We start from the raw sequence: 11,067 nt of genomic DNA on the forward strand, positions 1-11,067 counted from the left end.
GTCGTTTATTCCAATCTGGCTGATTCATTTTTTCAGTCTCATACGTCAGACTCTTACAGTATAACTTTGGCTAGATGACATTCTGTGTCTTTCAAAAACCTGTTTACTCATTTTCCCTTGCTTTATCGAGTTCAGGGTCATTCCTACGAATGCAAGCTTGATCCTACCAGGTGGTTTTTTTGTCAGAAATTTTATGGGTGTTTTTTTAATTCTTCGGTCAATAACCAGCCTCTTTCTGGTGTCGTACTGCAAGCACCGTAGCAAGACCATTCTCTATTCGATATAAAGCAACATAACCACTGTTACCGAAATCAATTAGCCACTCTCTAAACTCTGGCTCCATACCATCAACAGGACGACCAATCTCAGGTTGACAGGCTAAAACCTTAATGCCTGAGCGAATTGCTTTAATCGCACGACTGGCTGAATTTCCATCTTTCTGTGCCAAAAATTGGTGTAATCGTTGAACATCTCTAAGAGCGGAAGGTGACCATATCAGTCGTGACACTTAGGAATCTCCCCATTTTCACCCGCCTCAAGCTTTTCTAACCATGCATCCGCTTCTTCAAGCGTTAGGTGCATACCATTCTCTTGATAGCTGTTCCAAGCATTAAGGGCGTCCTGTTTGAAAGCCTCTTTTTTCTCTTCACATGTTACATAACGACGAATAGCTTCACACATTATCCAATGTGCTGATCGGTGTCTGGCCTCCGCCAAATTCTTAACTCTTCTTTTCAGGTCTTCATCAAGCTTTACCGAGGTTACCATTTGTTTCTCCCTTGGTATTAAAAGGTAATACCCATTAATACTATACCATAAGACCCAAAAGTAAAGAAAACCCTCGTTTTAGTATCCGGCCAGAAAAATTGCTTACACGTCAGATACTTCAAAACCCTTACAGCTTCAACATTGAGAATGGTTTTTGAGAGCCTGAAGCCCGTTATTTATCAAACTTTCAGCCAAACCCGAATGCTTCTCAAAAACGGTGAAAATCGAGAAACAATTATCTTGAAAAACACCGGAGCACCGAGAGATCACACCCCCGAGAGATAGTACACCCACAGAATGAATCAAATTTTATGGGTGTCTCTTTTTTTCCTATTTAGGTTACAATAGTTCTGACTTTTGCCAGAGCCTCTTCAACTACCGATTTTGAAGCCCTTTCCACCTTTTTTATGTACCTTGCCTTGTAATCTACCGTCCGAACCTGCTGGCACACAACAACCCCAGAAATTTGATTGCCAGCTATTGAAACTTCAAAGGCATGGCCACGAACAGTAGAGGTGATAGGTGCAACCAGTACCAGTTTTGTTTTCTGGTTGAATACTTTTGGAGATAAAACCAGTGCAGGCCGAGTCTTCTGTATTTCCACTCCTCGCGTTGGATCAAAATCAACCCAGATCACATCACCACGCTCGGGAATATACGCCATTACAGAAGCTCCTCTCCCTTTGGCGCATCATTGAGCCATTCACGTTCTTCGTCATTCAAGATGAAGGCACTGGCAGGACTGGCTGATAACAATTCGTCCATTGTGTACTCCCTCTGGGAGCTGGAAGGTTTGATAACAATCTCGCCATCAAGTGCTTCAATCGTGATACTGCTATCCACTTCCAGACCAGCCTTGGCGAGAACTTTAGCAGGTAACCGCACTGCTGCGCTATTACCCCACCGTTTGATTTCAGTTTCCATATAAGACCTTTTCGTATCTACTTGTGTAGATACTAGATAGTAACAACATGGGTGTCAACAAACAGCAAGGGATTCAAGGATGGAGTCAAGGACACCTACATAAAGTGTGGGTGTCCCAGATTATTTTTTTTCCTTTTTTAAATTATGGATGTCCCTTTTTTATTTTTTTTATTTTAAAAGTGTGGGTGTCCTATCTATTTTTTAATCCAGATGGAGTCAAGGACACCTACATAAAAGTGTGGGTGTCCCAGATTATTCTATCCCTTTTTTAAAAGTGTGGGTGTCCTATTTATTTTTGTGGATGTCCTAATTTCTTTCTGTATGTATATCTATCAATTTTCCTATCCATTTTTATCAACCTCTATGCGATCGATCGCCTGTAACACCTGCCTTACAAAAGTCTCTGAATCTCACAACTTTGGGATTACTTCTCATCTGAATGAGAATTTCAGTGATGTTAGCCATACGGGAGTAGTAGCACTATTAATACTATCTGCAAGCCTGTAAATACTGCATAGACACATTATGAATCGCCCCTGAAAGGTAAGGCTGCTCTCAGAGTGAAAAGCGGGCTAGTTCGCCTCGTCCCAATGCTCAAATTGGTATCTTAATTTTTGTTAAAGGAGGTTAATGTTTTAACTGATCAGGTGGTTTCTGTGTGTGACAGATTATGTGTTGGTATCTAGAGCGAGAATTTTGTGGGTGTCCTAATTTCTTTAATGGGGAAACCCACATATAAATGTGGGTGTCCCAGATATAAATGTGGGTGTCCCAGATATAAATGTGGGTGTCCCAGATTATTATTATGTGTTGGTATCTGGAGCGTGAATTTTGTGGGTGTCCCTTTTTTATTGGATTAGTTCAGGCAAAGTATAATGGTTGGCAAGAAAGGTGCAAGCCGGTGGTTTTTCTTTCGCAGATTCAAGGTCGGGGATTCAAGGGGATTCAAGGACACCCATATATAAGTGTGGGTGTCCTATTAATTTTAAGAAACCCACATATAAAATGTGGGTGTCCAATATTATTGATAAATGTGGGTATCCCAGTTTATTCTCTAAGTTCTCATATTTATTTTGAAACCCACATATAAATGTGGGTGTCCTAGATTATTTGTTGGGTGTCCGATTTCTTCTAGATAACAGATCCCTCAAAGGATCGTTTTCCTTACCTTTTGCATTTTCAATTATTGGAGATAACCTCTTAATGACATTGGGGTAATATAGGATAGCTTGTTCTAGTGCCAGTTTGGCATTCTCAGTATCACCGGAATAGGCTCTCAGAATAGCCAACTTGACTATAGTTTCTGGAAATGGACGATATTCAGCCTGTCTCTCAAGAATAGCCAGTTTCAAGTCCAACTGTTCTGGTATTAGATCTATATAATTACTCAGAATCATATCTGCCTCAAATGACCAGATCGGATTCAATCTGTGCTGTATCAGCACTGCCATTCTCTTTTTATCTATTTCAGTATTCCCTGATGGATAAACCCATTTCATCCACTTCAGGTAGTAATCAAGACTTATATAAGACTGCCATCCGACCACTAAAGCAAACGATAATATAGTTGCTTTTATAACAGCTGGATTTAATGAAATCTTATATTTTTTTATCGGAGACATTCCAACCAAAATGGCAAAGATAAACAAAAACCCTGCATACCAAAGAGGGTATTCAAGCATACTGTGGGTCAATATTATCATTGCACAGCCAAGAACCCATATAGCATTAGTGCCAAGGTTTTTTCTTTTAAACCAGGGTAGAAACGCCCAAAAAATCGCAATAATTACCAGTACAGTTCCTACCAAACCAGTTTCAGCCATTAGCTGCATAATAAAGTTGTGGCTATGTGCAAATAGCGTATTTGCAGGTACACCATCACCCAAAATAGGCTCTAATCTTATGGACTCAGCGGCAAAACCTCCCAGTCCTACACCAAACCAGGGATGTTCAGAAAAAACGTACAAGGCTTTCTGCCACTCTATTAGTCTTTTCTGTCCAAAGCCACCAGCAGAGATTCTGTCTAAAGCGCTACCTTGGTCAATAGGCAATCCAAGACATGTTACAAGATTATTTATCTCATTGATGTAGAGTTGAAAAAAAATAATCAAACAGGCACCAAGAGTTACCAACAATGCCATTTCTTTAATTTCTTTCTCTCGATCTGACCTAAAGTAGACAAGCCAGACCAGAATAAAAAGCCCTACGATATACAAAAAAACTGTACGCGAAGAAGACCAGGCTAAAAATAAAGAAAAAAAGACAATAAAACTCAACCCTAACCCTTGATTCAAATTTCTTTTTACTGTCAACCAACATGTGGAAAGAAGTACCAGCGCCAAATAGTTTGCCAGATTATTCCTTTGTCCTATATTGCCTATGAGTGGTGTTGAACCATTTGTAGCATAAATCATGAAAGGCAAATCATATTCAGCTGCAAGGCTTGATATTTGAAGAAATCCAATTATACATTGCGCCCCTCCTCCTAGTAACAAGCCAAAAGCTAGCGCATTAATCATCCTTTCAACATTCAAAAAAGAAACTAAAAATGAAAAAAGCAGTGCAATGACTATAGTTATAATCAATGCAATTGGAGGATAAAAATTAGAACCATTAAGAAAAAGCAAAAGAAAGACAAACACTACCAATGTCGTCAAATGAGGAGGATAATAAAAATTATCAGAAACTTTAAAAGCAGTAAACAATATAGCTAATAAAGCAAAGGCAATAGAAATAAGATTAAATATTAAATTTGGAGCAGGAGCGAAGTTCCAAAATGATAAAAATGGAATAAATGATAGGAAAAATATTGATACTAATGCTGCTGAATTAAAACTATATTCTTTAAACATCATTACTCATACTGGATAAGGCCTACAATTGTAGACCTTATCCATCCATCTTTATTTACAGGAGGAAGTCAAAGATGTATCAATACCAGAGTCTGCTGAACAGGACCAAACACCATTTGAGTTTCTAGACAAAGTAATTTTTTTTCCATCAACGGCAGGTGGCGCATTTTGAATTGTACACTCTAAACCTGAACTTGCATTACCACCGAAAATACAGTTTGCGCTACCGCTTGCAGGAGCACCAAGCTGAGTCATACTAAGAGAAGCTAATGCTGTGCCTTCGTTAATACCAATCTCTGCTGATGTCTTATATGGAGTTAACTCTGCAAGGGCAGCATTAAATTTAGATTTAGCTGTATATGCTTGATACTGCGGAATAGCCACAGCCGCCAAAATCCCAATAATCGCCACAACGATCATCAATTCAATCAGCGTAAAACCACTTTGTTGTTTTTTCATTATTCTTAGCCCCTTGAGGACACACATTTTTATTATTCGATTCTGCCACCACCGAGCCTGAGCATTGACCAAAAACGACACCTGATCGCTATGACCTACTCTGCCTACCCACTGTGCCCGACAGTGACGCTTCCATAAATACCCTTTCATCCAGTCCATTGGTTCGATGGTCAGAATACGATGAAAAAATAACCACTCATGGTTGTAATGTCTTCCTGACTGCTCGCTAAGAGCGTTTTGATGCAAAACCTTCTGTCCTGAGACCCTGTGTAAAAGCGGTGCACCAACCTTATCCCACTGCAGAGACAGCACACAGATAAGGGTAATTCCTTAGCCCATTACGATATATTTCACGGTAAAAAAAGCAACCTTTTTTTGGCGTATTTGTGTTGCTTTGGTCAACTTTTTTAGCTTGACATAAAGAGCGATCTCTGTCGTTTAGTTGCTTAGTAGAATTACGCGATTTTGCAGGACAGAGCCTGAGCCACAGGAGATTCTGGAAAAGAGAAACATTTCAACTATATTTCCTCCCACTATCTGTTCAAGACCAACAAGGAGCCCACCTGTGCAAAATGCCCTGTTTAAAGAACTCAAACGAATGGGAATGGACGAAGATATAGCCTTGGAGTTCGTCAGTAGAAAGCTCCCTCAAAACCTGGCTACAAAAGAAGATATTCTGGTGCTACGGAAAAGCATCCTGCAAGTCAAGCTGGATACAGAACGTAGTATTGCCACATTACGGGAAGCAATGCATGCCGGTCATAACAAACTTCAGGCTGACATTCTAACTCTACGAAAAGAAATGCATGCCGGTCGAAATAAACTTAAGGCTGACTACCAACCAAAACCGGGAGATGACGCAGAGAGTTTTGCTGAAGATGTCAGAATGGCTCGTTCTAACGACCCATTACCAGATTCATCATGGGACGACTGATCGAAGTCACTGAAATGCTGGTTGCCGAACATCTCCCCCCACAAATCAGATTCAAAGGAAGGCTTTCATGGTCAGTCTGCTGGCCAAAAATCAGCACTCATAGCTTGGTCGTAAGTCCAGGGACAAGTCGAAGGAAACGTTTCAAGAGGCAACCCTGTCTCTTTAGTCGCCTCAATCAACGCATACCGGTAGGCTCTTTTCATAGCTGCCGGGATTCTGGGTTTAAGGCTGGGGTTGTCCTTAATATGATCCGAGAGCTCTTCTCGTTGACCTACTATCGTATACCGCCAGCTATTGGATTGCAGACCGGGTTGATACTGCCACTTCAGCAGATGCATCAAGAGAACCTTCAAACGACTGACCAGCTCTCGATGCAGGTTTTTTCCCATAGCTTCAATTTCCAATGCAATATTCTTGATATCGGCCTCATCCAAATTCCCGGATCTGAGCAAATCAAGCTGCTGATTGACCCATCCGTAAAAGTCAGAGTCGTAAAGTGGCTCGCCCATCAGATATCCCTCCTGCCAAAGTAGCCATTATAGTCATTCTTTCTGAATCCGGAGCTGGCTTAACCTCACACCAGCTCCAACCCCGAAGCTTTAAAATGGATAATAAGGACATCCGGGATAATAAGGACATCCGGGCTGAAATGAAAGAAATGAGAGCTGAGATTCGCAGTGAGCTGGCCATACTGAGCCGACAGTTCTGGATTACTTTTGGAGGTCTGATAACCACGATTGTTAGTGTCTTTCTGATCAATTATTACTTTCACATGCCATAGTGCCCTGACCCGAACATTGGGAGTTGAGAACAGTCACATAAGCCAGAACGATTCATTGAAGGAACTTGACACCAGACTATTTGATACCATAATCAGGTATATATTGGTACAGGAGCCAGCAAGATGGCAAAAAACACCAGCATTACTCTTGGAGATCACTTCGATGGTTTTATCTCCAGCCAGGTCAATAGCGGTCGTTATGGCTCTGCCAGTGAGGTGATCAGGGCTGCTCTCAGGCTGCTTGAAAACCGCGAAACAAAACTGGAAACGCTGCGACAGTTGCTGATAGAAGGCGAAGAGAGTGGAAATGCAGACTACAATCTGGACTCAATAATTGATGAGTTGGACAATGAGCTCAATTGACATGAAGCCAGCGTTTGTATTAACCAAAAAAGCCAAGAGTGATTTGCTAAGCATCGCTCGATATACCTTTAGACAATGGGGGAAAGCTCAACGAAATCTTTATCTGCAAAAATTGGATGAAAGCTTCCATACATTAGCTAAACATCCTGACTCTGACAGCCCATGCAATCATGTTCGAACGGATTACAGGAAATTTCCCCAAGGCAGTCATATTATTTATTACAGAATTCAACAGAAGGGTGGAGTTTCAATCGTTAGAATCCTTCGCAAAAGTATGGACGTTAATTTACAGATAGAGTCGACTCACTGAGAACAATAAAAGCAGCTGTTATAGTCATTCGTTCTGAATTTGGTGCGTCAAAACCTCAAACCACCTCCAACCCCGAAGCCTTAAAATGAGCAAACACCTTCATCCCAATTTTCAGCGACAACCGATCCACCGACTTTCGTGTCACCAGAGCCATTAAAGTCTGCTCACCGAGACATAACGTAATTAACTGATGCCAGTCGTCTCTGGTTTGTATTGAATCAATCACCACCGGTAAACGATTCAAAACACTGGTGTCGCAAAAATCATCCAGCACAATACTCACTTCATGGGCAGGGACAATCATTCGTACTTTTGACCCCAAGGCCAATCCAGCCTCGTGCACCTGCAGCGGATGACCTTCGACACTCAGAACGGTCAGCCCATAGTCTTTATCATGATCAACCACTTCTGCTTCCAGCACGGATAACAGAGGCTCATGCCGATCATCAACGGCCAGTGCACTGTTGAGCAACGTCTGGCTCTGATCTTTTCCGGTCACAGATCCCTGATGCAGTAACAAAACCCTGTCAGCCAGACGGGCCACTTCTTCTCTTGAATGACTGACCATAATAATCGGTATGTTAAAAGCTCGATGAATATTTCTTAAACAAGGCAATATCGTCGCCTTGGAATCCCAATCCAGAGAAGCCAGAGGCTCATCCATTAACAGCAATTTTGGTGCATTCAACAAAGTGCGGGCAATGGCTACACGCTGTTTTTCTCCGCCGGACAGTGTTTCAATCCCACGATTCAGCAAGTGGCCAACACCCGATTGATCCACGACTTCAACAAAGGTTAATCCCCGGCGACCGGAGCTTGCACGTTTCATGGAAAACTGAAGGTTACCCAGAACACTCAAGTGTGGAAATAAACGCGCCTCCTGAAAGATATAACCTATCCTGCGTCGTTCAGGGGGAACAAAGACACCCTGTTTGCTGTCCATCCAGACCTGATCATCAAACTGTATCCGACCCTGAACCGGTTTTTCCAGTCCGGCAATGGCCCTGAGCAGAGAGGTTTTGCCGCAGCCCGACGCACCCATAATACCCCAGACTGCATCCAGCTCCAGAGCGGTATGGATGGCAAGATCGAACCGATCCCGAGGCAGTTGAATATCCAGTTTCAACATCAACGGTTACTCACTTCCGACACTTGTCTTTTATCAATACTGTACAAAACTACCAGCATCACAAGCGCAAACATTAGCAGGCCCGCTGCCATAGCATGTGCCTGGCCCAGCTGTTGTGTTTCCACCGCGTCGTATAAAGCAATGGACAACACCTGAGTTTCTCCGGGAATGTTGCCGCCAATCATCAGCACCACACCAAATTCACCCACCGTATGAGCAAAGCCCATACAGGCAGCCAACAAGAGTGCTCTGAGAGAATTTGGCAAAACAATATTGATAAACCGGTCAATCCGACTGGCCCCGAGCATGGAGGCTGCTTCAAGAAGACCATGATCCAACTGCTCAAACGCTCTTTGCAGAGGTTGCACGACAAATGGCAATGAATACAGCACAGAAGCCACCACCAGCCCTGAAAAACTGAATGCCAGTGTTGACCCCGTTAAATCAACCCACCATTGGCCCAAGGTATTGTCTGGCGAGAAGGCAATTAACAGATAAAAACCGAGTACCGTGGGCGGTAGCACCAGTGGCAAACCGACAATAGCTTCTATTAATGGCCGAAAGCGGCTTCTCATATTGGCCAGTTTCCAGGCCAGGGGTATTCCCACCAGCATCAACAGCAGTGTTGTCAGCACAGCCAGTTTCATGGTCAGCCAGATGGCCGTGGTCAGCATTATTTCGTCTTATCCCGGATGGCAGGAAAATAGCCATGCTCAGCAATATATTTCTGGGACGAGGCAGACAACACAAACGCCGAAAACGCCTGAGCTATCTTTTTGTGCTCTGTACTTTTCAGTATCACCATATCCTGACGAATCGGTTCATAGAGCGTTTTTGGCACATAGCTGATTCGCTTCAGCTCTTTTTCTGAAAGCTGGGATAAGGCAACCAGCCCCATGTCAACATTACCGCTGGCCACAAACTGCCATGCCTGCTGAATGTTGGCTCCCTGCACCAGCCGCCCCTGATAACTCTCCCATAAACCTGACTTTTCCAGAGACTGCCTGGCAGCCAGACCGAAGGGAGCGGTTGCAGGGTTAGCAATAGCCAACTTACCATGCCAGTCTTTGAGCTGCTCAATTGAAGATGGCTCTTTATCCTTTGTTCGATCCCAAAGAACCAAACGTCCATAGGCGTATGTTTTTCGACTTTCAGAAAGCGCCTTGCCATTGTTTTCCAGCTTCAGGGGTCTGGCTTGATCGGCTGAGAAAAAAAGATCAAAGGGAGCACCACGCATAATCTGATGGTACAGCACGCCAGTCGATGCTGAAGAGACAGTCAACTTGTGTCCGGTCTGACGCTTAAACTGTTCAGCCAGATGTTCTAAAACGGGTTTAAAGTTAGCAGACACCGCCACTCGAAGATTAGCAGCGGTTGCACTTATGCTAAACAACAGTGTCAGAATACCCAGCCAATACGTCACAACGATGTCTGCCCCCAGCGCTTTGCCGCCTCTTCATCAGACTCACGGGCATCCACCCAGCGATCACCTTCAGGAGTGGTTTCCTTCTTCCAGAAAGGCGCACGGGTTTTCAGGTAGTCCATGACAAACTCACAGATCTCAAACGCCGCTTTGCGGTGAGCACTGGCCACACCAACAAAAACAATTCTGTCACCCGGCTGAAGCTGCCCGACCCGGTGAATCACCCTGATGGCTTGCAGTGGCCAGCGTTCGGCGGCTTCATCAATAATGTCCCTGAGTGACTTCTCTGTCATACCCGGATAATGTTCCAGATACAGTCCTCCCACGTCGTCCCCGAGGTTTTCATCCCTCACCAATCCAGTGAAGGTCACCAAAGCCCCGGTACCGGTATTGTTGCTGAGCTGATCCTGTTCAAAACCCGGATCAAAATCATCCTTCTGTATTGAGATCATGATCACCCTCCGGTGACCGGAGGAAAGAAGGCAATTTCGTCGCCTTCTTTTATTTCAAAATTCTTGCGGGTCATAGTCTGGTTCAAAGCCACCAGGGTACGTGGGTCTTTAACGACTTCCTGCCAATCCTGCCCTTTTTCGCAGAGCAGGTCACGAAGTGCAGAAAGATTCGTTGGCATCTCAGTCAGCTCCAGCCTGTCTATACCCAGCTTTTCGCGGTAGCTGGCAAAAAAAAGAACCTTAATCACCGGATTCACTCTCCTCTGGAAAAAGTCTGCTATTTTGAGAGTTCGACTCAATAATGTTTCTACTACACCAAGGCAGTATTTATTTATGTCATCTATTGAAGCCAGACTCGACATACTGGAAGTGCAACATAAAAATCTCGACGCCGACGTGCATAGCCTCGCAAAGGTCTGTGCAGAAATCAAAAATATCGCCCTGACCAATCAGAATGATATAACCGGGTTAAAGCTCGATGTCGCAGACGTTATAAACGACATTGCTGATGTTAAAAATGATGTGGAATCCGTTAAGGATCACGTCAACGCATTAACTGCCGCAACTCATGCCGGTTTTATGCGGACCGACAAACGCTTTGATGAGATGGATGCCAGATTCACCGAACGTATGGATCAGATGGACTCAAAATTCACCGAACGTATGGATCAG

17 protein-coding genes are annotated in these 11,067 nt (G+C 43.5%); 5 read left to right on the plus strand and 12 right to left on the minus strand.

The window, feature by feature from the left end; genetic code table 11:
• Positions 1–217: 217 nt before the first annotated feature.
• From KDK16_RS07090 to KDK16_RS07115, 6 genes are all read right to left on the minus strand, one after another.
• Complete coding sequence (locus tag KDK16_RS07090) at positions 218–508, minus strand: type II toxin-antitoxin system RelE/ParE family toxin (RefSeq protein ID WP_257254691.1); 291 nt, start codon at positions 506–508, stop codon at positions 218–220.
• Positions 496–768: a CopG family ribbon-helix-helix protein gene (locus KDK16_RS07095; protein WP_257254690.1), complete on the minus strand. Its 273-nt coding sequence runs from the start codon at positions 766–768 to the stop codon at positions 496–498. The genes KDK16_RS07090 and KDK16_RS07095 overlap by 13 nt, the downstream gene beginning before the upstream one ends.
• Positions 769–1,102: 334 nt before the next feature.
• A complete protein-coding gene (locus tag KDK16_RS07100) occupies positions 1,103–1,432 on the minus strand; it encodes a type II toxin-antitoxin system PemK/MazF family toxin (protein WP_257254689.1) in 330 nt (109 codons plus the stop codon).
• The gene (locus tag KDK16_RS07105) at positions 1,432–1,692 is read right to left on the minus strand and encodes an AbrB/MazE/SpoVT family DNA-binding domain-containing protein (protein ID WP_257254688.1); all 261 of its coding nucleotides are present in this window, start codon (positions 1,690–1,692) and stop codon (positions 1,432–1,434) included. The genes KDK16_RS07100 and KDK16_RS07105 overlap by 1 nt, the downstream gene beginning before the upstream one ends.
• A 1,106-nt stretch (positions 1,693–2,798) precedes the next feature.
• Positions 2,799–4,547, minus strand: a complete 1,749-nt coding sequence (locus KDK16_RS07110) for a PglL family O-oligosaccharyltransferase (RefSeq protein WP_257275339.1) — start codon at positions 4,545–4,547, stop codon at positions 2,799–2,801.
• A 48-nt stretch (positions 4,548–4,595) separates the two neighbouring features.
• Positions 4,596–5,003, minus strand: a complete 408-nt coding sequence (locus tag KDK16_RS07115; protein ID WP_306670761.1) for a pilin — start codon at positions 5,001–5,003, stop codon at positions 4,596–4,598.
• Positions 5,004–5,568: 565 nt separating this feature from the next.
• Here KDK16_RS07115 and KDK16_RS07125 point away from each other — a divergent pair.
• A complete protein-coding gene (locus tag KDK16_RS07125) occupies positions 5,569–5,937 on the plus strand; it encodes a hypothetical protein (RefSeq protein WP_257275340.1) in 369 nt (122 codons plus the stop codon).
• A 71-nt stretch (positions 5,938–6,008) separates the two neighbouring features.
• Here the strand turns inward: KDK16_RS07125 and KDK16_RS07130 are convergent, their stop codons facing one another.
• A complete protein-coding gene (locus tag KDK16_RS07130) occupies positions 6,009–6,446 on the minus strand; it encodes a DUF29 domain-containing protein (RefSeq protein ID WP_257275341.1) in 438 nt (145 codons plus the stop codon).
• Between KDK16_RS07130 and KDK16_RS07135 the strand changes: the two genes are divergently transcribed.
• From KDK16_RS07135 to KDK16_RS07145, 3 genes are all read left to right on the plus strand, one after another.
• Positions 6,434–6,718, plus strand: coding sequence for a hypothetical protein (locus tag KDK16_RS07135; protein ID WP_257275342.1), 285 nt, complete (start codon positions 6,434–6,436; stop codon positions 6,716–6,718). The two genes, KDK16_RS07130 and KDK16_RS07135, sit on opposite strands and share 13 nt — an antisense overlap.
• Positions 6,719–6,841: 123 nt before the next feature.
• Positions 6,842–7,081: a type II toxin-antitoxin system ParD family antitoxin gene (locus tag KDK16_RS07140; RefSeq protein WP_257254209.1), complete on the plus strand. Its 240-nt coding sequence runs from the start codon at positions 6,842–6,844 to the stop codon at positions 7,079–7,081.
• A 1-nt stretch (position 7,082) separates the two neighbouring features.
• The gene (locus KDK16_RS07145; RefSeq protein ID WP_257254218.1) at positions 7,083–7,391 is read left to right on the plus strand and encodes a type II toxin-antitoxin system RelE/ParE family toxin; all 309 of its coding nucleotides are present in this window, start codon (positions 7,083–7,085) and stop codon (positions 7,389–7,391) included.
• 55 nt (positions 7,392–7,446) lie between these two features.
• Here KDK16_RS07145 and modC read toward each other — a convergent pair whose 3' ends face one another.
• Genes modC through moaD form a run of 5 tightly spaced genes read right to left on the minus strand, consistent with a single transcriptional unit; the run spans position 7,447 to position 10,643 of the window.
• On the minus strand, positions 7,447–8,520 hold the full coding sequence (gene modC / locus KDK16_RS07150; RefSeq protein ID WP_257275343.1) for a molybdenum ABC transporter ATP-binding protein: 1,074 nt from the start codon (positions 8,518–8,520) through the stop codon (positions 7,447–7,449).
• Positions 8,520–9,194: a molybdate ABC transporter permease subunit gene (gene modB, locus KDK16_RS07155; RefSeq protein WP_257254208.1), complete on the minus strand. Its 675-nt coding sequence runs from the start codon at positions 9,192–9,194 to the stop codon at positions 8,520–8,522. The genes modC and modB overlap by 1 nt, the downstream gene beginning before the upstream one ends.
• On the minus strand, positions 9,194–9,943 hold the full coding sequence (gene modA / locus KDK16_RS07160; RefSeq protein ID WP_257275344.1) for a molybdate ABC transporter substrate-binding protein: 750 nt from the start codon (positions 9,941–9,943) through the stop codon (positions 9,194–9,196). Before modA ends, modB begins: the two co-directional genes overlap by 1 nt.
• On the minus strand, positions 9,940–10,395 hold the full coding sequence (moaE, locus tag KDK16_RS07165; protein ID WP_257275345.1) for a molybdopterin synthase catalytic subunit MoaE: 456 nt from the start codon (positions 10,393–10,395) through the stop codon (positions 9,940–9,942). Before moaE ends, modA begins: the two co-directional genes overlap by 4 nt.
• A gap of 2 nt (positions 10,396–10,397) precedes the next feature.
• The gene (moaD, locus tag KDK16_RS07170; RefSeq protein WP_257275346.1) at positions 10,398–10,643 is read right to left on the minus strand and encodes a molybdopterin converting factor subunit 1; all 246 of its coding nucleotides are present in this window, start codon (positions 10,641–10,643) and stop codon (positions 10,398–10,400) included.
• 85 nt (positions 10,644–10,728) lie between these two features.
• Between moaD and KDK16_RS07175 the strand changes: the two genes are divergently transcribed.
• Positions 10,729–11,067, plus strand: a 339-nt coding sequence (locus KDK16_RS07175; RefSeq protein ID WP_257275347.1) for a hypothetical protein, incomplete at its 3' end; no start/stop codon positions are given.

It is taken from the genome of Endozoicomonas sp. SESOKO4, assembly GCF_024606275.1.